Raw genomic sequence first — 21,384 nt, 5'->3', positions numbered from 1 at the left:
CAGGCGGCCCGGAAGGGGGACTGCTGGGGGGCCGCGGGGCGATTCTCCGGGATTCCGCACGGTCGTGCGCGTTCCGCGCCGCATTCCCGGGTCACGCGCCATGTCGGGGCGATGCGGGCGAATGCCGGATGAATATGTCCTCCCGACGGTTTGAATATCCGATCGATATCGAACGAGGTATGCCGGGGCCCGCAGACTTAATTCTGGCTTAAGCAAAAGAAAACCCCTCGGCGAGTAGTGGCTCATCCGAGGGGGGTATAGGCGGTCGATGACGGACAGGAGGAGGAGTGCGGAGAACCGCCACCGACCAGGGCCGGAGCCCTTGACCTCAAAAAATGCTCTCTACCAGACTATTGTTCGAGTTCTCTCTCAGGGGGGTTGCTTGCAGGCGGGTATCAGGAACGGGAATCAGGAATCCGGAAATCAGCGGCCGGCGACGGCGGTCGACGGGGCGCTGCCGCCGAACTTCTTCACCAGCGTCGCGTAGTAAGGCGAGCTGCGCAGTTCGGCGTACTTGGCCTTGGCAGCGTCGCGGCGGGCGTTGTCGTAGCCGTAGGTTTCCGACTGCTCGACGGCGGCCAGGCCGGATTCGCGGTAGATCTCCAGGTCAGCCAGCACTTCGGCGCGGCTCACGGCGCTGGGGGTGTTGACGGGCTGGGTGTGCGGGTTGTCGTTGGCCATCGCGCTGCCGGCCACCAGGGCGGCGGAAGCGAAGAGGACGGAAGCCAGGATGTTCTTGGAGGTCATGATCTTTCCTTTCAGATGGGTCCCAGGGCAACAGCGAAGGGGCACGGGGTGGATGATTCGGCCCGTCGATTGCGCCAGGGATTCAATCCGGTTTCGTTTGAAATCCGTCGGTTGCCCGGAGGTTTCAAGTCGTCGCCTGGTGGAGATTCCTGGAAGCGGTTTCGATGTGTCGATGGGATGAACTATGAACGATAAGGGTTCACCCTTAAATCCATTCCTTCGCAACAGTCCGTTGAAAAGATCGGAACAATCACTGCGCGCCTGTCGCGCGGTTCCCGTTGGGGGCGGGCATGATGGCGGCCTTTCGGGAGACGTCTTCGATGCTTGGCACCCACGACCTCGGCCTCTTCATCGCTTCCGGCCTGCTGCTCAACATGACGCCGGGACCGGATTCGCTGCTGATCATGGCGCGCAGCGCCACGCAGGGCTTCCGCGCCGGCTCGGCCGCGGCGCTGGGCATCGGCGCCGGCACCTGCGTCCACATCCTGGCGGCGGCGCTGGGGCTGTCGGCCCTCATCTCCGCGTCGACGGCGGCGTTCACCGTGGTCAAGCTGCTCGGCGCGGCCTATCTGGTCTACCTGGGCGCCAGCATGCTGTTCAAGCGCCGCGCCGCCGAGCCCCGGCCGGACGAGGGACGCCAGGAGGAAGCCATGTCGCCGCCTCCCGCGGCGCCGCTGCGGAAGATCTTTGCGCAGGGCTTCCTCACCAACGTGCTGAATCCCAAGGTCGGGTTGTTCTTCCTGGCCTTCGTCCCGCAGTTCATCTCGGCTGATGCGCCGAGCAAGGCCGCAGCGTTCCTGTTCCTCGGCGCCATCTTCAACGTGAACGGGATGCTGTGGTGCCACCTGCTGGCGTGGTCGAGCGCCGTGGCGGGCGCCCGCGCGCGCGGGCAGGGGTGGGCACGCGCGCTCGGACGATGGCTCAATCGCGGCATCGGCGCGCTGTTCCTGGCTTTCGGCGTGCGATTGGCGATGGCCGAAATGGCCTAGGCCACCTGCGGTGCGCGTGGCGTTCGGTTTGGCCGAACCGCGCCTGCGGGTTTTCCATCGCGGGAGTAGGCTTCCGGCATGACTGCCAAGACCCCACCCCTTTCCGGCGGCTCCACGCCGGCGTCCGGCGTCCCCGGGCACTACACCGCACATGAAAAGCGCGACCGCATCTTCGCCATCGTCGGCGCGTCGTCCGGCAACCTGGTCGAGTGGTTCGACTTCTACGTCTACGCGTTCACGTCGATCTACTTCGCCCACGCGTTCTTCCCGAAGGGCGACCCGACGGTGCAACTGCTCAACACGGCAGGCGTGTTCGCGGCAGGCTTCCTGATGCGGCCGATCGGCGGCTGGCTGTTCGGCCGGATCGCCGACCGCAAGGGCCGCAAGACGGCCATGATGATTTCGGTGCTGATGATGTGCGGCGGCTCGCTGGCCATCGCCTGCATGCCGACCTACGAGACCATCGGCGTCCTGGCGCCAGCGCTGCTGCTCGCGGCGCGGCTGTTCCAGGGCCTGTCGGTCGGCGGCGAGTACGGCACCAGCGCCACCTACATGAGCGAGGTCGCGCTGCGCGGCCAGCGCGGGTTCTATGCGTCGTTCCAGTACGTGACGCTGATCGGCGGCCAGCTGCTCGCGGTGCTGGTCGTGGCGATCCTGGAGCAGACGCTGACCGACGCGCAGATGCACGACTGGGGCTGGCGCATCCCGTTCGCAGCGGGCGCCGCGACGGCGGTGATCGCGTTCTATCTGCGCCGCTCACTGGCCGAGACCGCGAAGGCGGAACAGCTCGACCGCAAGGAATCGGGCTCGATGCGCGAGCTGTTCGGCAAGCACATGCGGTCCTTCCTGATCGTGCTGGGGTTCACCGCGGGCGGGTCGCTCGCGTTCTACACGTACACGACCTACATGCAGAAGTACCTGGTGCTGAGCGTGGGCATGGACAAGAAGGTGGCGAGCACGGTGATGACGGCGGCGCTGTTCGTCTACATGTGCATGCAGCCGCTGTTCGGCGCGCTGTCGGACCGCATCGGGCGGCGGACGTCGATGCTGTGGTTCGGCATCCTGGGCGCCCTGTGCACCTGGCCGATCCTCTCGGCGCTCAAGGGCGTGCAGAGCCCGTACGCGGCCTTCGGCCTGATCATCCTGGCGATGGCGATCGTCTCGCTGTACACGTCGATCGGCGGGCTGATCAAGGCGGAGATGTTCCCGCCCGAGATCCGCGCGTTGGGCGTGGGCCTGTCCTATGCGATCGGCAACGCGATCTTCGGCGGCTCGGCGGAGTTCGTCGCGCTGAGCCTCAAGTCCGCCAACATCGAGAGCGCGTTCTACGTCTACGTGTCGGTGATGTGCTTCTTCGCCTTCCTCGTCTGCTTCCTGATCCCCGACCTGCGCAAGCATGGGCATCTGAACGAGGTGCATTGACGGTCTTGTCCATTTGTCCGATTGCCCTTTCAAACCAGTGGCCATCGCGCTTACACTGATCGCCGACAGTCAAGCGCAGCGCTGGTAGAGGTCTCCGCAAGGAGGCAGCCCTGAACGGGTGGGATCCTCGAAGCTGGGGGCTGTCACCAACCCTCGAATGCCGCACCCAGGTGCGGCATTCTGCTTTTCAGGGATTCGAAGTCCGAGAGGAACTTCATGCCGTATCCCAGCCAGCTCCGGCCGTTGCGATAGACGTGCCGTCGCAGCAGGTGGAGATAGCTCGGATCGGTCACCCCGAAGCGACTCGGATTGACGGCGTAGAACGTGCTGCTCGCGACGGCATCCGCGATCTGAAGTCCTGCCAACTGGCTGTGCTGCACGGCGCGCAGACGATCGATGTCGATGGCGGGCCAATGCACCTGTCCATCGATGTTCGGATCAGTAGCGCCGCGCAGCAGACGCATGTGCCCGCGCATGTCCTCATAGGACATGGCGGCGCGATCCGAAAAGATCAGATCGACGGTGCCGTCTCCTTCGTCCGCTCGCGCATGGTCCCGGCAAAGCCACGAGACACGTTCGACCAACAGACGGGTCAGATCGCGATAGAGCAGAAACTTGTTGGACTGATAGGTCGCGATATCCGAGATGTCCGGCTTGTAGCTGAGCACGCTCACGGTCCGGAAGCTCAACTGCGCCAGTTCATGGAACAAGACCAGGCGCGGCAGATGGTCCATCTTGCACAGATGGAACGGGTGCGACCGTTCTCGGCCGAGCCGCTGGCGCACGCGCATCAATGCATCCACGCCCGATCGCTCATTGATCCGTCGAAACACAACGGCCGACAACACAAACCAGCGTGAGCTGCCGCGGCCATCTTCCTTGAAAAGAAATCCGTCGTCGCCGGATTCATCAATGTACGCAATGAAGCTCGAATGCATCCGAGGAATTCTGTTGTGTCCGCGGGAGGTCGCCGGACCAAGGTCACCTCGATTCGATCAACATGGACGCACGTTCCAGCGCTGTCATCGCCCTCGAGTGTCTGCAACGTGATCAGGAACCGTCGCACATCCCCAGGTGATGCGACAGGTACAAGCGCCCGCGGAACCACGACTCCCAGCCGCTGGCCTTGAGCCGGTCGAGCACCGGCCCCTTGACCTCGCTGAGGTCGAGGCGCCGGCCCTGGCGCTCCAGCGTCTCGTGCAGCTCCTTCAGCGCGCTGAGGCCGCTGAAGTCGATGCTGTTGACCGGCGACATCTGCAGCAGCACGCGCCGCGTGGTCGGGTGCGTGTCGAGGTGGGCCTGGACGACGTCCGCCAGGCTGCGGCCGTTGAGGAACAGCAGGCTCTCGTCGATGCGCAGGCCGAGCACCTCCGGATCGAGCTCGACCTTGTAGCGCTCGACGTTGCGGTAATGCTCGGTGCCCGGAATGCGGCCGATCAGCGCCACGTGCGGCCGGGCGCTGCGCTGCAGCAGCAGCGCGATCGCGCTCGCCACGCCGAGGCCCAGGGCCGCGGTGATGCCGACGAAGATCACCAGCAGCGTCACCGCCGTCATGAGCAGCGCCTCGGCGCGGTCGTAGCGCCAGGCGTCGGCATAGGGGCCGAACTTCAGTCCCGACAGCACCGCGACCATGATGCTGGCCGCCAGCACCGGCTTGGGCACCCAGGCCAGCAGCGGCGACAGGGTCAGCAGCACCAGCCCCATCATCGTGGCGACGAAGACGCCGGTCATGCGCGTGCGGCTGCCCGCGTCGCTCATCAGCACGCTGCGCGAGAAGCTCGCCGCGGCGGGCATGCCGCCCGAGATCGCCGCGGCCAGATTGGCCACGGACAGGCCCATCAGCTCGCGTCGCGCATCGACGCGTTGACCGACGCGGCGCGCCAGCGACTCCGCCACCGCGAGGCTCGAGACGTAGCCGAGCAGTCCGATCAGCGCCGCGCCCGGAAGCATCGCGGTCCAGAGCTCGGCGTCGAGCCGCGGCAGCGTGAAGACCAGCGCCAGCGGCGGGAGCTCGCCGACACGCGGCAGCCCCTGCGGATCCCAGCCCCAGGCGACGCCGATGCCGATGAGCAGCACCGCCAGCGGCGCGATGCGCGAGATGAAGCCCTTGGGCAGCCGCCGCACGACGACCAGCGCCAGCAGCGAAACGACGCCGAAGAGTGCCGCGACGCCGCGCCAGTCGAAGCCGTGCTCCGACAGCGAGCGCCACAGGTCCGGCAGGGTGCCGCCGGTCGCCGTCGAGCCGATCAGCACCGGCAGCTGGCTGGCGGCGATGGCGATCGTCGCGCCCGATTCGAAACCGTGCAGCACCGGCACCGACAGCAGCGCCGCCAGCGCGTGCAGGCGCAAGAGCGCGGCCGCGCCGAGGAACAGGCCGACCTCGGCGGACAGCACCAGCGCGGCCTCGCTCGGGCTGACGCCGGCGGGCGCCAGCTGCAGCGTCTGCATGATCATCAGCGCCAGCACCGCGACCGGGCCGATGTTGAGGAAGGGGCTGGAGCCGAGCGCCGCGTAGAACAGCGGCGGCAGCAGGCTCGCGTAGAGGCCGACCTGCGGCGGCAGACCCGCGAGCATCGCGTAGGCCAGGCTCTGCGGAATCAGGAGCACGCTGACGACCACGGCGGCGACGAGATCGTCGCGCAGCGCGTCGCGCAGATAGGGCCGGATGGCGGCGGGAGAGGGCAGCGTCGGCATGGGGGGAGGCCGCAGGAGCAGCGCGCGGCAGTATAGGTGCCCCCTCCCCCGCGGCTGCCGCGGCGCACGCGCCTGCCGCACCCACCTGTCCCCTCGGTGCTCAGAGGATCGGTGCCCCGGCGGGGTTGTCCGGCGGCACGCGCGGCAGCGGCGGCGTGCGCGGTTCCAGCAGGTCGATCGACAAGCGCAGCGTCAACTCCTCGCCGCGCGGCAGCGGGAGCAGCCGCGGCGTGTCCGGCGTCATCAGCCGGAGCTGGACCGAGCTCCGCGTCGGGTGGCGCTCGAAGCTCAGCGTGTCCATCGGCGGTTCGCCGCGCAGCAGCACGATGCGGCCGCCGGCACCGCTCAGCGAGGCGATGCCGCACCAGGGATCGCGCCGCTCCGCGTGGTCGCGGCCGGTGAGCTTCACCACGTCGAGGGACTCGTCCAGCCACGCGGCGTCGGCGAAGTCTTCCGGGAAGTTCAGCAGCCAACCGAGCCGCGCCGGCATCGGCATGCGGCTCAGGTTGCGGACCGACAGGCTCCAGTCGAGCCGGTGCTCGTCCAGGCGGAAGGTCTGGCTCGCCTGGAAGCCCCAGGCGCCCGGCGACGGGCTGCGAGGATGCAGCATCAGCGTGATCGCGTCGGGCGCCTGTTGCGTGATGCGCCAGGGCTCGTCGAAGACGCCCGGGTCCGGGACGAGGTGCGCCATCTCCTCGGGCACTTCCGACGGCGGCGCCAGTCTCACGGCGCCGCCGCCGACCAGCTTGCCCCGCTCGATGAGGAGCGGACGCAGCCACGGTTGGCGACCGCCAGGCCCACTCTCCCCCAGCCAGCGCAGCCGCCCGCCGCGATCCGGCGCGATCACCGCGCGCCAGCGCCCCGATTTCAGTTCGACGACTTGACCCACATGCATCCCCCATGTCCAAAAGCGGCGGAGTCTGCGCGCGGGGACATGGGCCCGGGTTTACCGAAAGAGGGGTGGATCCTTGCCAGCCTGATGCATCGAGGTGGGACAGCTGCAAGGCTTTGCAGAGCGCCCCTCGGGCCCGCTACGCGCTGGCGATCAGCGCCGCGATGCGCTCGTCGGACAGGCGGATCGGCGAGGCGTGCGCGGGCAGCAGGGCGACCACGGCGTGGTCCTCGCGGCTGCTGTCGCGCAGCACCGGCGTCTGCCGCGGTTCGCCGTTGGCGTTGGTCAAGGCCGACACCATCGGCCGGTGCGCCTTGTCGCCGTTGCGCACGACCAGGCCGACCTCGCCGCTGGCCAGCCGCACCAGGCTGCCCGGCGGGAAGATGCCGAAGGACTTGATCAGCGCCGCCGCCAGCGGGCTCTGCGCCGCCATCTGGTGGAGCTCGCGCCCCGCCTGCGCCGCGCTCATCGCCGGCCGGTTGGCCCGGCTGCTCAGACGCGCGGTGTAGACGTCGGCGTAGCGCAGCATCTCGGCCAGTTCGCCCACGTCGCCGATCCCATGCGGGTAGCCGCGTCCGTCCGGCGTCTCGTGGTGCTGCAGCACGGCTTCCAGCCAGTCCGGATCGTCGATGCCGGCGGCGCTCAGCATCTCGACGCTGCGGATGGGGTGCTCGTTGATCGCCTCGCGCTGCATCGCCGTCAGCGGCGAGACCTGGCTGGACAGGCGCGCCTGCAGGTCCAGCATGCCCAGGTTCATCGTCAGCGCGGCCTGGAAGGCCCGGCGTTGATCGTCCGGGCCCCAGCCCAGATAACGGGCCGCCGCGTGGCACGCCGTGGCCGCATGCAAGGAATGCGTAACGCCGTAGTGCCCGCTGGTGGATTCAGGCTGTCGTACCACCTGTGAGAGTGCGACCTCGGGCGAGCTGTCGATCAGCGTCAGCATCAGCGCCGTGGCGCCGTCGAGCGCCCCGGCCATGCGGTCCGGCGAGGCCGAGAGCGCGTTGCGCACATCCTGCATGCCGCGGTCCCATTCCTCGGGGAGCCGGTCGCGCAGGTAGGCGGCGGAGCGCGTCGGTCCGGGCGTCGTCTGCCGCGCCGATTCGGCGAGCTCGCTCGCGTCGACCAGCGCGCCCCGGCGCATCAGCGCGTCGAGCTGCGCCTCGTCGGCGATCACCTGCCCGCGCGCGAGCAGGAGCGTCCGGTCGGTGTCGCGCACGCTGAAGGCGAGCGGCTGACCGAGGACGATCCGGTTCTTGACCGATGACAGTGAACAGACACGCATGACAGACGTGGAGAGCGGAAGGCAGGCCGGCCCCGTTCGACATGTCTTGAAGTTGTAACGCGGGCGGCCCGGACTCTACATCGTCCGTTCGGCCTCCGTTCTGAACTGTCGCGGCACCCCCTCGCCCGGGTGGGGGAGGAAAGCGCCGACTCCGTCACGAATGATCGCCCCGGGGACGCCCGGATCCGGCCGGGCTCGACCGGTCAGGCAGGGACGGCTGCAGGCGCCTCGGCGGCTGCCGGGTAATCGCTGTAGCCCGCCGCGGTGCCGCCGAAGAGGGCCTCGCCATCGAACCCGGCGAGGGTCAGGCCTTGCGCCAGGCGTGCCGGCAGGTCCGGATTGGCGATGAACGCGCGTCCGAACGCGATCAGGTCCACCAGCCCTGAAGCCAGCAGCGACCGGGCGCGCGCGGCGTCATAGCCGCCGGCGACGATGATCCGGCCGCCGTAGGCCGCGCGCAGCGCGTGGCGGAAATCCTCCGGCACCTGCGGCGCATCGTCCCAGTCCGCTTCGGCCAGATGGAGGAAGCCGACACCCCGGCGCGACAGTTCGCCGGCGGCCTGCAGCAGGGTCGGGATGATGTCCGGGCAGGCCATGTTGCGCGCGGTGATGAAGGGCGCCATGCGCACGCCGATGCGCGACGGATCCACCTCGGCGGCCACGGCGTCCACGACCTCCAGCAGGAAGCGGATGCGGTTGTCGCGGGACCCGCCGTATTCGTCCTCGCGGTGGTTGGCGGTGGTGCGCAGGAACTGGTCGATCAGGTAGCCGTTGGCGCCATGGATCTCCACGCCGTCGAAGCCGGCGCGCATCGCGTTGGCGGCGGCGCGGCGGAAGTCGTCGACGACGGCGCGGATCTCATTGCGCGAGAGCGCGCGCGGCACCGGGCAGTCGATCATGCGGCCGACGCCGTCCTCGCCGGCGATCCAGACCCTCGCCTCCGGCGACAGCGCGGACGGCGCGACCGGTTGGCCGCCGTCGTGGAAGACCGGATGGGACATCCGGCCGACGTGCCACAGCTGCAGCACCATGCGGCCGCCAGCGCGGTGAACCGCCCGGGTGACGAGCTGCCAGCCCGCGACCTGCTCCTCGCTGTGGATGCCCGGCGTGAAACTGTAGCCCTGCCCCTGCGGCGAGATCTGCGTGGCTTCGCTGACGATCAGCGCGGCGCTCGCGCGTTGCGCGTAGTACTCGGCCATCAGCGCGTTGGGCACGTTGCCGGGCTGCGTGCTGCGGGCGCGGGTCATCGGCGCCATCACGACGCGATGGGGCAGCGCCAACGGGCCGAGGGTGGTGGGGGTGAAGAGATCGGTCATGGGGGTCCTTGAGGAAGCGTCGGTCATGGCAGCGTCGATCGTGGAAGCGCCGTTCGCGTCGCCGGGGTGGCTCACTGGATGAGGGCGCCGCCGTCGATGTCGATGACGGCGCCGGTGACGAAGGGGTTGTCGATGACGAACAGATAACCGGCGGCAAGGTCCTGCGGGCGGCCCGCGCGACCGGCCGGCAGGCTCGCCGCGGCCTTGGCCAGCATCGCGTCGCGTGCCGCCGGCGCCATGCCGGCGTAGGCCTCCGTGTCGGTCAATCCGGGGCTGACGACGTTGACGCGCAACGGGGCCAGTTCGCGCGCCAGCACCTTGGCGCTCGCCTCGATCGCGGCGTTCATCGCCGTCTTGACGATGGTGCCGGGCGTGGCGCGTCGCGCCAGGAAACCCGAGGTGAAGGTCAGCGTGCCGCCCGGACGCAAGCGGCTGGCCGCCGCGCGGGCCACCGCGATCGCGCCCCAGAACTTGACGTCGAACGCCGCCTTGGCCGCGGTCAGGTCGACCGAGGCGGCGGGGCCGCCCGGCGCTTGCGATCCGGCGGTGACGACAACGTGGTCCACCGGTCCGATCGCGGCGAGGAAAGCTTCCACGGCCGCCGGGTCGGCGATGTCCAGGTCGGTCGACCGGCCCGCGACGATGACGCGCCCCGGGCGTTCCCGGAGCGCGTCGGCCACGGCGCGACCGATGCCGGAAGTTCCGCCGAAGACGACGCTGACGGTGTCTGGCGTGAAGGAAGGAGAGGGGAGTGGGGTGTCCATGTTCGTTCCAGGCTGTTTGATGGTTGCCAGTCTGGAAGCAACAGGCGGGGTCGTTGAATCAGGTGGTCGGCGAGGCTTTTTCAAAGAAAATCGAACAATGACCCGGATCGCCGACCTCGAACTGCTGGTGCGCATCGCCGACCTCGGCAACCTCACCGCGGCCGCGAAGGCCCTGGACTGGTCGCCTGCCGCGGCGAGCGCCGCGCTCAAGCGCATGGAAGAGCAGCTGGGCTTTCCGCTGTTCGTGCGGAGCACCCGCAGCCTGCGGCTGTCGGGCGAGGGCCAGCGCTACCTGCCGCATGCGCGGACGGCATTGCGCGCGCTGACCGATGGCCGGGACGAGGCGCTCGCGGGGCGGGAGGCGCTCAGCGGCGAACTGCATCTGACCGTGCCCTCGGACCTGGGCCGCCATGTGCTGCTGCCGTGGCTGGAGCAGTTCCAGGAACGCCACCCGGCGCTGACGCTGCGACTGCAGATCGGCGACCCGCTGACGGACCTGCTGCGGCGCCCGGTCGATGCCGCCGTCCGCTACGGCCAGCCGGCGAGCGGCGCCCAGGTCGCGTTGCCGCTGCTGCCGGACTGCCGTCGCGTGCTGGTCGCCGCGCCGCATTACCTGGCCTTGCAGGGGATGCCGGCATCGCCGGAGGACATGTCGCGCCACGAGGCGCTGCGCTACCTCGTCGGCGGCGAGGTGCCGTCGCACTGGCCCGTCGAGATCGCCGGCCAGCCGGTGGGGCTGCCGCTCTCGGGGCGCCGTGTCGCCGACGACGGCGAGGTCGTCAAGCGCTGGGCGTTGGCGGGCCTGGGTCTGGCCTACAAGTCGTGGCCGGACGTTGCCCAGGAGCTGGCCAGCGGCCAACTGGTCCACGTCAACCCGCACTGGCGCGGCGATCCGGCGCCGCTGCACCTGATCGTGCCCGGCCGCGCGCAGCTGTCGCCCGCGCTGCGCCTGGTCCGCGACGAACTCCGCCGGCGCCTGGAGGAATTCGCCCGCGCCATGCCGCGCTGAGGCCCTGCCGGGGTCAGGTCTCGCGCCCCCGCGGCACCGGGGCCGTGCCGTCCGGGTGGCAGGCGCAGGCTTCGCCGTGCGCCGCGGACACGAGCTCCTCGAGGATGCCGCAGGCGTGATGGTCGTGATCCGCATCACAGCGCTTCTGCAGCGCGACCAGCTGCGCCTCCAGCGCCCGCATGCTCTGCAGCCGGGCGCGGACTTTGCCGAGTTGCGACGCCACCAGGACATCCACCTTGACCAGTTCCTCGGGATCGCGGGTCTCGAGGCTGTCCAGCAGCAGCGTGACGTCCGCCAGCGACATGTCCAGCGCCCGGCAGTGCCGGATGAAGGCGAGCCGCTCCAGGTGTTGGTGGGCGTAGTCGCGGTAGCCGTTGTCGCTCCGCGCAGGCGGAGGCAGCAGGCCGCTCTTCTCGTAGAAGCGGATGGTCTCGATGTCCACGCCGGTGGACTTGCTCAGTTCGCCGATTCGCATGCCGATCAGGATAGCCGCTTGACCTTGGAGCGGCTACAGACTATCCAATCGACCCCCATGGCACATCAGGAACACGATCACCGCCCCGCCGCGCCCGAGTCCGCCGCGGCTTCCTGCGGCGGATGCTGCGGTCACACGGCCGTCGCGCCGAAGCCTGCACCCGTCCCGGCCGCGCAGGGGCATGGACACGCCCATCGCCACGAGGCCGACCATGGTCATCAGCGCCCGCATGGTCACGACCACGACCACGACCACGACCACGACCACGCGCATGGGCACGACCATGGCCCCGGCGCGTCGTGCGCGGCGCCCGCACCGAAGTCGCCGGCCCCGACCGCCGAGGAACTCGCCGGCACCACGCGCCAGCGCTACTTCATCGCCGGCATGGATTGCCCGACCGAGGAAGGCCTGCTGCGCAAGCAGCTGCAAGGCAAGGACGGTGTGGTCGCGCTGGAGTTCGACCTGATCAACCGTCTCCTCGACGTTCATCACCGCCTGCCCGACGACGCGTCACTGCGCGCGGCGATCAACGCTGTCGGCATGAGCGCCGAGCCCATCGAAGCCGAAACGCCGCCGCCCGTGCCGCCGCCGGCGATCTCGACCGGCCTGAAGTGGCGCATGGCGATCGCCGGCATTGCCGCGATCGCGGCGGAGACGCTCGCGTTCTCCGGCTTCGACGAGTCCGGCCCGCTGGTGATCGCGCTGTCGATCGCGACGATGCTGCTCGGCGGCCTGCCGACGCTGCGCAAGGGCTGGATCGCGCTGAAGAGCGTGACGCTCAACATCCACCTGCTGATGAGCCTCGCGGTCATCGGCGCCATCGTGCTCGGCCAGTGGCCCGAGGCGGCGATGGTGGTGTGGCTGTTCGGCCTGTCCGAGATGATGGAGAGCCTGAGCCTGGCGCGGGCCCGCGATGCGATCCGCGCGCTGACGCAGCTCGCGCCGGAGACGGCGCAGGTGCAAGGCGCCGACGGCCGATGGACCTCGGTGCCCGCGGCCGACGTGGCGATCGGCGCGAAGGTCCGCATCCCTCCGGGCGAGCGCGTGCCGCTCGACGGCCGTCTGCTCACGGGGCGCTCCAGCCTGAACGAGGCGGCGCTGACCGGCGAGGCGATGCCGGTCGACAAGGCGCCCGGCGACGCGCTGCTGGCCGGCAGCATCAACGGCGACGGCCTGCTGGAGATGACCGTCACCGCCGGCAAGGGCCACACGCTGCTCGACCGCATGGCCGCCGCCGTGCAGCAGGCGCAGTCGCAGCGCGCGCCGACGCAGGCCTTCATCGATCGCTTCGCCCGCGTGTACACGCCGGCGGTGGTCCTGGTGGCCGTCGCGCTGGCGGTGCTGCCGCCGCTGCTGGGCTTCGGGACGTGGAGCGACTGGATCTACAAAGGCCTGGTCCTGCTGGTGATCGCCTGCCCGTGTGCGCTCGTGATCTCGACGCCGGTGACGGTCGTCAGCGGCCTGGCCTCGGCGGCGCGGCGCGGCATCCTGATCAAGGGCGGTCTCTACCTCGAGCGCGCCCGGCAGCTGAAGACGCTAGCCTTCGACAAGACCGGCACGCTCACGCAAGGCAAGCCGCAACTGGCGGCGGTGCAGCCGCTCTACCCCTCTGTGAACGCCGACCAGGCGCTGCACCTGGCCGCGCGGCTCGATGCCGGCAGCACGCACCCGCTCGCGCAGGCGATCGTCGCGGCGCACGCACAGCGCGTGGGGACCGTGCTGGAGCCGGTCGACCATCTGCAGAACCTGCCCGGCCTGGGCCTGACCGCGCAGCTGGACGGCGCCGAATTCGCGCTCGGCAATGAGCGTCTGGCCGAGCAGCGTGGCGCCGTCGACGACGAGGCCCGCAGCGCCGCCCGCGCGCTGCAGGCGCAAGGCCACACGCTGGTCTGGCTGATGCGCGGCGCGCAGACGCTGGCCTTGCTGGCGCTGTCCGACACGCCGCGGTCCGAGGCCGCCGAGGTGCTCAAGACGCTGCGCGCGCGCGGCTTGTCGCTGACGATGCTCAGCGGCGACCAGCGCGCGAGCGCCGTCGCGATGGCGGGTCGCCTCGGCATGCCGGAGGACGCGGTGCGCGCGCCGCTGCTGCCGCAGGACAAGCTCGATGCGATCGCGAAGCTCGCGGACGAGCAGGGCCCGGTCGCGATGATCGGCGACGGCGTCAACGACGCGCCGGCGCTGGCGCGCGCCGACATCGCGATCGCGATGGGCGCCGCCGGCAGCGCGACCGCACTGGAGACCGCCGACATCGCGCTGATGCAGGATGACCTGCGCAAGCTGCCCGAGCTGATCGACCTGTCCGAGCGCGTGGCGACGGTGTTGAAGCAGAACATCGTCGTGGCGCTGGGCCTGAAGGCGATCGTGGCGGCGCTGACGCTCGCGGGCATCGGCTCCTTGTGGCTGGCGGTGCTGGCCGACGCGGGCGCGAGCCTCCTGGTGGTGCTCAACGGCCTGCGGCTGCTGCGCGAAAAGCGCCCCTGAGCGCCTGTCCGCATGGAGCTGCTTCGGGACACGCTCCTGCAACGCCGAGACCTGTGCGTACGGCCCTGGGAAGGGTCTCCGCACCTAGGGTGAGCCCTAATGCCGGCGGAGCGGCTGATGCCGACCTTTCGCTGACAATGGCGCCGCCTGCCGCTGGCGGGCCCCAAGGGATTGATCGATCCGGGGCCTGGACCAGCGGCAAACGCGTTCTGATCCCTGGAACGCGGTTTCCCGTGACCCGGAGCGCCGGGTCATTGATTCCTCAGCGATCCACCAGCGATCGATCACGGAGCGTCGTTTGAACACAATTCAAACTCCCGGAGCGCGGCAGACCATCCTCGGCCAGCCCAACAGCCTGTTCGTCCTGTTCTTCACCGAGATGTGGGAACGGTTCTCCTACTACGGCATGCGGGCGCTGCTCGTGCTGTACCTGATCTCCGAGGCCACCAAGGGCGGCTGGGGCTGGACGCGCGAAGAGGCGACCAGCCTCTACGGCACGTACACCATGCTGGTGTACCTGACGCCGATCATCGGCGGCTACATCGCGGACCGGTTCCTCGGCACGCGGCGCTCGGTGGTGCTGGGCGGCTTCATCATCGCGGCCGGCCACATCGCGCTGTTCTTCGACACCAAGGCGACCTTCTATGTCGGCCTGGGTCTGGTGATCCTGGGCACGGGCCTGTTCAAGCCGAACATCTCGGCCATCGTCGGCCAGCTCTACAACAAGGACAACGAAGGCCAGCGTGACGGCGGCTACACGCTGTTCTACATGGGCGTGAACGCGGGCGCCTTCTTCGGCATCTCGCTGTGCGGCTACATCGGCGAGAAGATCGGCTGGCACTATGGCTTCGGCCTGGCGGCAGTCTTCATGATCCTGGGCGCGCTGCAGTTCTGGATGGCGCAAGGCATCTTCGGCGACATCGGCGGCGAACCCGGCAAGAACGCGCCGCTGGTGGACGCGAGCGAGCCGCTGGACGACACGCCCGCCCACATCGTCCGCGACCGCCTGATCGCGATCGGCGTGTTCTCCTTCTTCACGATCTTCTTCTGGTTCGCCTTCGAGCAGGCCGGCGGATCGATGACCATCTTCGCGGCGGACTACACCGACCGCGCGCTGGTGGGCACGAGCGGGCTGATCTTCAAGATCGTCAACTCGCTGATGACGCTGATCCCGGTGGCGATCCTGAGCTGGCTGCTGATCAAGCTGGCCCGCAGCACCGAGGGCCTCTACAAGGCGTCCAACGCCCTGCTCGCCCTGGCGCTGGCGGTGATCTGGGGCCTGTCGCTGTGGATGCTGGGCCGCGAGTTCGCGCTGGAGCAATCGGAGATTCCGGCCACCTGGTTCGGCGTGCTGAACTCCTTCTTCCTGGTGATCCTGGCGCCGATGTTCAGCAAGATGTGGGAGCGTCGCTGGAACCCGAGCGGTCCGGTGAAGTTCGGCGTCGGCCTGGTGCTGCTGGGCCTGGGCTTCGCGGCGCTGTCGTACGGCGCGTCGGGCATCCCGGCGGGCGCCAAGACGGCGCAAGTCAGCATGGTCTTCCTGACGCTGGCTTACCTGCTGCACACGATGGGCGAGCTGTGCCTGTCGCCGGTCGGCCTGTCCTACATCTCCAAGCTGGCGCCGGCGCGCCTGCTGGGCCTGATGTTCGGCGTCTGGTTCGTCAACGCCGCGATCGCCAACAAGATCGCCGGCATGACGGGCTCCTACATCGACGCGATCTCGTCGACGTACTCGATGTCCACCTTCTTCCTCATCTTCACCATCGTCCCCGCGGGCGCCGGCGTGCTGCTGATGCTGCTCAGCCCGTGGATGAAGAAGCTGATGCACGGGGTGCATTGAGCGAAGGCGCAGAGCGCCTTCCTCGAATCGATCAAACCCGGGCCCCGCCCGGGTTTTTTCTTGTCCGTCGTTTGCAATAGGATCGCTCCCTGGCCGGAGCACAGCCGCTCTCCTTCAGGCGCAATCGTCGGCGACCGACGTGACTCGATCCGAGTGCGCTCGTGACTTTCCAGATCCTTCTTCCCACCACGCTGCAGCCTTTCGGGCATGCGCTGGTCCATTCGCTGTTCCAGTCGGAGCGGGATGTGTTCCCGAAAGGCATCACCGTTCTGGTGCAAGGCGAAGTGCTGGCTTTTCCCAGTCGCGTCTACTGCCCACCCGACCGGCTGCAAGCCGTCGTGGACCACGCAGGAGGCGATGCCCGCAGACTCGCGCTTTGCTTCGGCACCCGTCATCACGACGGGCACATCCGCGAGGCTTGCCTGAGGCAACTCGGCGTCATGGATCCGCCGTGGGTGATCCCGTTCTTCGCCCAGCTCCTCGGGGAGTACGTGGTTGAGATCGCCGAGGTCGTCGCCGAGGCGACCTCGAGCGCGGACCCGGCCGAACTCGCCGCCTTCGTGGCGGGCAATCCGGGCTTCATGGCGACGACGCGGCGCAGGGTCCTCAGCTACTGGGACTGTTACTACCGGGACCGCTGGAGCACCGTGACGGGGTATCCCGCCATGGCGGCCCTGGAAGCCATCGAACGGATTGCCGCGGGTGAAGCGATGTCCGGGAGCGCGAAGCCCCGCTCCGGCGTCCTTGCCCAATCCTCCGAACCCCCATCCTCCTGACGTTTTCCGGCAGTGTCTCCGACGAGACTTGCTCACAACCTTGCCCAGGCAGTCAATCGTTTCAAGGAAGCCCTCCCGCGAAGGGACAGGTATTGCCTGAGGCACTGGAAGCGTTTTCATGTACCGCGTACATTCCGCCGCACGCTGCGGTGCAACAGATGCCGTGGGCGTTTTCGGGAGTGATGCATGGCTGGACCTTCTTTCAATCGCAACGCCGTCGCCGGAGCCCTCGTGGCGCTGCTGCTGACCGCCTGTGGACAACAGGATCAACAACAACAGCATGGCGGCCCCCCGCCCGTGACGGTCGCCCCGGCGATCGCGCGCGAAGTCCAGGACTTCGATGAATTCACCGGGCGCCTCGAAGCGCCGGACACTGTCGAGATCCGCGCCCGTGTCGCCGGAACACTCGACAAGGTCCACTTCCGCGAAGGCCAGGTCGTCAAGAAGGGCGACCCGCTCTTCACCATCGACCCGCGTCCGTTCCAGGCCGAGGTCGCCCGCGCCGAGGCCCAGGCCGCCGCCGCCCGCACCGCCGCCGAACTCAGCAAGTCCGACCTGGGCCGCGCCGAGAAGCTCGTCGCCATCCAGGGCGTCAGCCAGCAGGAGATCGACCAGCTCAAGGCCGCCGTCCGCAACAACGAGGCCAACATCCGCGCCGCGGAAGCCGCCGTGACGCAGGCCAAGCTGAACGTCGAGTTCACCCAGGTCCGCGCCCCGGTCACCGGCCGCAGCTCCCGCGCCAACGTGACGCCCGGCAACCTCGTCAACATCGGCGACCCGGTGCTGACCACCGTCGTCTCCAGCGACAAGGTCTACGCCTACTTCGACGCCAGCGAGGCGACCTTCCTGAAGTACGCCGCCGCCGCCCGCGCCGGCGGCAAGCGCGAGCAGGTCTACAAGATCCGTCTCGGCCTGGCCAACGAGCAGGGCTACCCGCACGAAGGCCGCATGGACTTCGTCGACAACCGCCTGAATCCGGCCACCGCCACCATCCGCGGCCGCGCCGTGTTCGACAACAAGGACGGGCTCTTCACCCCCGGCCTGTTCGCGCGCGTCCGTCTGGAAGGCACCGGCTCCTACAACGCCACGCTGATCCCCGACCGCGCCATCGGCACCGACCAGGCCAACAAGGTCGTGATGGTCGTCGGCGCCAACAACATCGTGGCGCCCCGTCCGGTCCAGGCCGGCGCGCTGTTCGACGGCTACCGCGTGGTGCAGGGCGTCAAGCCCGGCGAGCTCGTGATCATCGACGGCCTCCAGCATGCGATGCCCGGCGCGCCGGTCACGCCGCAGCAGGCCAAGCTCGACGACAAGGGCCGCCCCGTCGCCGCGCCGCAGGGCGCCGCCCCCGCCGCTCCTGCCGCGTCGAAGTAACCCGACGCGAGGCCGTCCATGGATATCTCACGCTTCTTCATCGAGCGGCCGCGCTTTGCGTCGGTCCTCTCGATCTTCATCTTCCTGGTGGGCCTGCTGGCGATCTTCCGGCTGCCCATCTCCGAGTACCCCGAGGTCGCGCCGCCGCAGGTCGTCGTGCGCGCCCAGTTCCCCGGCGCCAACCCGCGCGTGATCTCCGAGACGGTGGCCACGCCGCTCGAGGAACAGATCAACGGGCTGGAAAACGTCCTGTACTTCGACAGCCAGGCCACCGCCGACGGCGGCATGACGCTGACGGTCACCTTCAAGATCGGCACCAACCCGGAAGCCGCGGAAACGGCGGTCCAGAACCGCATCAACCGCGCGCTGCCGCGCCTGCCCGACATCGTCCGGCAGATCGGCGTGACGACCGAGAAGTCCAGCCCCAACCTGACCATGGTCGTCCACATGGTCAGCCCGGACAACAGCCGCGACGCGCTGTACCTGCGCAACTACGCGCAGCTGCAGGTCCGCGACGAGCTGCTGCGCGTGCAGGGCATGGGCTCGGTGCAGGTCTTCGGCTCCGGCGACTATGCGATGCGCATCTGGCTGGATCCGGCCAAGCTGGCCGGTCGCGGCCTGACCGCCTCCGACGTCACCAACGCCATCCGTGAGCAGAACACGCAGGTCGCGGCCGGTGTCGTCGGCGCGCCGCCGGCGCCCAAGGGCACCGACTTCCAGCTGCAGATCAACACGCAGGGCCGCCTCGTCACCGAGGAGGAATTCGCCGACGTCATCATCCGCACCGACACCGCCACCGGCGGCCTGGTCCGGGTGCGCGACGTGGGCCGCGTCGAGATGGGCCCCGGCACCTACGCGCTGCGCAGCCTGCTGAACAACAAGGAAGCGGTCGGCATCGGCATCTTCCAGGCCCCGCAGTCCAACGCGCTGAACATCTCCAAGGATGTGCGCGCGACGATGGAGCGCCTGAAGGAGACCTTCCCGGCCGGCGTCAGCTACGACATCGTCTACGACCCGACGCGCTTCGTCGCCACGTCCATCGAGAAGGTGATCCATACCCTGATCGAGGCCGTGCTGCTGGTCGTGCTGGTGGTGATCATCTTCCTGCAGACCTGGCGCGCGTCGATCATCCCGCTGCTGGCCGTGCCGGTATCCATCGTGGGCACGTTCGCGGTTCTGCTGCTGCTGGGCTACTCGATCAACACGCTGACGCTGTTCGGGCTGGTGCTCGCCATCGGTATCGTGGTCGACGATGCGATCGTGGTCGTCGAGAACGTCGAGCGCAACCTCGAGGACGGCCTCACGCCGCATGCCGCGACGATCAAGGCGATGCAGGAGGTCTCCGGGCCCATCATCGCGATCGCGCTGGTGCTGTGCGCGGTGTTCATCCCGCTGACCTTCGTCCCGGGCCTGTCGGGCCAGTTCTATCGCCAGTTCGCGGTCACGATCGCGATCTCGACGGTGATCTCGGCGTTCAACTCGCTGACCCTGTCGCCCGCCATGGCGGCCTTGCTGCTGCGTCCGCACGACGCGCCCAAGGACCCCATCATGAAGGTGATGGACAAGCTGTTCGGCCGGTTCTTCCACTGGTTCAACTGCTTCTTCCAGCGCCGCAGCGAGGGCTACAGCCGCGGCGTCACCGGCATCCTGAAGCGCAAGGGCGGCGCGCTGGTCGTCTACGCGATCCTGCTGGCCCTGACCGCGCTGCTGTTCACGCGCATCCCGTCGGGCTTCGTGCCGGCGCCGGACAAGCAGTACCTGATCGGCATCGCGCAGCTGCCGGCCGGCGCCACGCTGGACCGCACCGAAGAGGTCATCCGGCGCATGAGCGACATCGCGCTGAAGGTGCCCGGCATCCGTGACTCGATCGCCTTCCCGGGCCTGTCGATCGCCGGCTTCTCGGCCGCGCCCAACGAAGGCATCGTGTTCTTCGGCCTGGACGAATTCGAGAACCGGACCACCGCCGACAAGTCCAAGGACGCGATCCTGGGCAAGGTCAACGGCGCGATCCAGCAGATCCAGGGCGCGCGCATGTTCGTCGTGCCGCCGCCGGCGGTGGACGGCCTGGGCAACGCGGGCGGTTTCAAGGTGCAGGTGCAGGACCGTTCCGGCCTCGGCGAGCAGGCGCTGTACGGCGCCGTCTGGGGAACGCTGGGCCCGATCTACGGCGATCCGAAGAGCGGCATCGGCACGCCGTATTCGACCTACGACATCAACGTCCCTCAGCTCTTCGCCCACGTCGACCGGGTGAAGGCCAAGCAGATGGGCGTGAAGCTGCAGGACATCTACGACACGCTGCAGATCAACCTCGGCTCGCTCTACGTCAACGACTTCAGCCGCTTCGGCAAGACCTACCAGGTGATCGTGCAGGCGGACGCGGCCTTCCGTTCCAACGCCGGCAGCATCACCGACCTGAAGACGCGCAACGAGAAGAACGAGATGGTGCCGCTGGGCGCGCTGATGAACGTCGATCCGACCTTCGGACCGACGCGCGTGACGCGCTACAACGGCTTCCCGAGCGCGGACATCAACGGCGCGGCCAAGCCCGGTTTCTCCAGCGGCCAGGCCGAGGCGGAGATCGAGAAGCGCCTGAAGAACCTGCCGCGCGGCATGACCTACGAGTGGACGGAGCTGACCTACCAGGACCGGCTGACCCGCGACATCAAGGTCGGCGGTTTCGCGATCCCGACGCTGGGCGCGGTGCTGGCGATCTCGGTGCTGCTGGTGGTGCTGGTCCTCGCGGCCCAGTATGAAAGCTGGTCGCTGCCGCTGGCCATCATCCTGATCGTGCCGATGTGCATCCTGTCCGCGCTCTTCGGTGTGTGGCTGTCGCACTTCCCACCGTTCGCGCAGGCCGGGGATCTGAACATCTTCTCGCAGGTGGCGCTGGTGGTGCTGGTCGGTCTGGCGTGCAAGAACGCGATCCTGATCGTCGAGTTCGCAAAGGAACTCGAGGAGCGCGGCGAGGCGCTGCACGACGCGATCATCCACGCCTGCCGCATGCGGCTGCGTCCCATCCTGATGACCTCGATCGCGTTCTGCGCGGGCGTCATCCCGCTGATCCTGGGCTCCGGCGCCGGCAGCGAGATGCGTCGCGCGATGGGCATCGCGGTGTTCTCGGGCATGGTCGGGGTGACGCTGTTCGGCATCTTCCTGACGCCGGTGTTCTACGCGCTGCTGCGCAAGAGCACCGAGAAGAAGCGGGCTCATGCGGTCGAGCTGCGTCATCAGATCGATGCCGCCGCCCATCCGTTCCACCCGGGCGTCGACGACGCCGATCCGCCCAAGGGCAGCCCGGCCAAGGGGGGCGCATGATGTTCTAT

The 21,384-nt window shown here is 68.7% G+C and carries 16 protein-coding genes; 8 read left to right on the top strand and 8 right to left on the bottom strand.

Going from position 1 to position 21,384, the window contains the following annotated elements:
• Nucleotides 1-423 precede the first annotated feature (423 nt).
• On the bottom strand, nt 424-747 hold the full coding sequence (locus tag AC07OZ_RS08835) for a DUF4148 domain-containing protein (protein WP_495466783.1): 324 nt from the start codon (nt 745-747) through the stop codon (nt 424-426).
• A 320-nt stretch (nt 748-1,067) separates the two neighbouring features.
• Here AC07OZ_RS08835 and AC07OZ_RS08830 point away from each other — a divergent pair, with 320 nt between their 5' ends.
• Nucleotides 1,068-1,736, top strand: coding sequence for a LysE family translocator (locus AC07OZ_RS08830; RefSeq protein ID WP_495466782.1), 669 nt, complete (start codon nt 1,068-1,070; stop codon nt 1,734-1,736).
• Nucleotides 1,737-1,814: 78 nt separating this feature from the next.
• Nucleotides 1,815-3,158, top strand: a complete 1,344-nt coding sequence (locus AC07OZ_RS08825; RefSeq protein ID WP_495466781.1) for an MFS family transporter — start codon at nt 1,815-1,817, stop codon at nt 3,156-3,158.
• A 143-nt stretch (nt 3,159-3,301) separates the two neighbouring features.
• Here AC07OZ_RS08825 and AC07OZ_RS08820 read toward each other — a convergent pair whose 3' ends face one another.
• The 6 genes from AC07OZ_RS08820 to AC07OZ_RS08795 all read right to left on the bottom strand — a co-directional run bounded on the left by AC07OZ_RS08820 (nt 3,302) and on the right by AC07OZ_RS08795 (nt 10,106).
• Nucleotides 3,302-4,096 (bottom strand): DUF3800 domain-containing protein, encoded by a 795-nt coding sequence (locus AC07OZ_RS08820; RefSeq protein WP_495466780.1) that lies wholly within the window; start codon nt 4,094-4,096, stop codon nt 3,302-3,304.
• A 112-nt stretch (nt 4,097-4,208) separates the two neighbouring features.
• Nucleotides 4,209-5,852: a SulP family inorganic anion transporter gene (locus AC07OZ_RS08815; RefSeq protein ID WP_495466779.1), complete on the bottom strand. Its 1,644-nt coding sequence runs from the start codon at nt 5,850-5,852 to the stop codon at nt 4,209-4,211.
• Between the two features lie 100 nt (nt 5,853-5,952).
• Nucleotides 5,953-6,747 (bottom strand): aldose epimerase family protein, encoded by a 795-nt coding sequence (locus AC07OZ_RS08810; RefSeq protein ID WP_495466778.1) that lies wholly within the window; start codon nt 6,745-6,747, stop codon nt 5,953-5,955.
• A gap of 136 nt (nt 6,748-6,883) precedes the next feature.
• Entirely contained in the window at nt 6,884-8,026 is a 1,143-nt protein-coding gene (locus tag AC07OZ_RS08805; RefSeq protein ID WP_495466777.1) for an HD-GYP domain-containing protein, read from the bottom strand.
• 203 nt (nt 8,027-8,229) lie between these two features.
• Nucleotides 8,230-9,342 (bottom strand): alkene reductase, encoded by a 1,113-nt coding sequence (locus AC07OZ_RS08800; protein WP_495466776.1) that lies wholly within the window; start codon nt 9,340-9,342, stop codon nt 8,230-8,232.
• A 71-nt stretch (nt 9,343-9,413) separates the two neighbouring features.
• Nucleotides 9,414-10,106, bottom strand: coding sequence for an SDR family oxidoreductase (locus tag AC07OZ_RS08795; RefSeq protein ID WP_495466775.1), 693 nt, complete (start codon nt 10,104-10,106; stop codon nt 9,414-9,416).
• Between the two features lie 97 nt (nt 10,107-10,203).
• On the opposite strand from AC07OZ_RS08795, the gene AC07OZ_RS08790 reads away from it, so the two are divergent.
• On the top strand, nt 10,204-11,115 hold the full coding sequence (locus AC07OZ_RS08790) for a LysR family transcriptional regulator (RefSeq protein ID WP_495466774.1): 912 nt from the start codon (nt 10,204-10,206) through the stop codon (nt 11,113-11,115).
• A 13-nt stretch (nt 11,116-11,128) separates the two neighbouring features.
• Here AC07OZ_RS08790 and AC07OZ_RS08785 read toward each other — a convergent pair whose 3' ends face one another.
• On the bottom strand, nt 11,129-11,590 hold the full coding sequence (locus AC07OZ_RS08785; protein WP_495466773.1) for a Cd(II)/Pb(II)-responsive transcriptional regulator: 462 nt from the start codon (nt 11,588-11,590) through the stop codon (nt 11,129-11,131).
• 57 nt (nt 11,591-11,647) lie between these two features.
• On the opposite strand from AC07OZ_RS08785, the gene AC07OZ_RS08780 reads away from it, so the two are divergent.
• The 5 genes from AC07OZ_RS08780 (at nt 11,648) to AC07OZ_RS08760 (ending at nt 21,376) form a co-directional block, all read left to right on the top strand.
• Nucleotides 11,648-14,071: a heavy metal translocating P-type ATPase gene (locus AC07OZ_RS08780; protein ID WP_495466772.1), complete on the top strand. Its 2,424-nt coding sequence runs from the start codon at nt 11,648-11,650 to the stop codon at nt 14,069-14,071.
• Nucleotides 14,072-14,369: 298 nt separating this feature from the next.
• The gene (locus tag AC07OZ_RS08775; protein ID WP_495466771.1) at nt 14,370-15,911 is read left to right on the top strand and encodes a peptide MFS transporter; all 1,542 of its coding nucleotides are present in this window, start codon (nt 14,370-14,372) and stop codon (nt 15,909-15,911) included.
• Nucleotides 15,912-16,072: 161 nt separating this feature from the next.
• The gene (locus AC07OZ_RS08770) at nt 16,073-16,687 is read left to right on the top strand and encodes a hypothetical protein (protein ID WP_495466770.1); all 615 of its coding nucleotides are present in this window, start codon (nt 16,073-16,075) and stop codon (nt 16,685-16,687) included.
• Nucleotides 16,688-16,873: 186 nt separating this feature from the next.
• Nucleotides 16,874-18,061: an efflux RND transporter periplasmic adaptor subunit gene (locus tag AC07OZ_RS08765; protein WP_495466769.1), complete on the top strand. Its 1,188-nt coding sequence runs from the start codon at nt 16,874-16,876 to the stop codon at nt 18,059-18,061.
• 18 nt (nt 18,062-18,079) lie between these two features.
• On the top strand, nt 18,080-21,376 hold the full coding sequence (locus AC07OZ_RS08760) for an efflux RND transporter permease subunit (RefSeq protein WP_495466768.1): 3,297 nt from the start codon (nt 18,080-18,082) through the stop codon (nt 21,374-21,376).
• The last annotated feature ends 8 nt before the right edge of the window (nt 21,377-21,384 follow it).

It is taken from the genome of Roseateles sp. GW821-FHT09G03, assembly GCF_059416045.1.
This window is presented reverse-complemented; position numbering and strand designations above follow the sequence as displayed.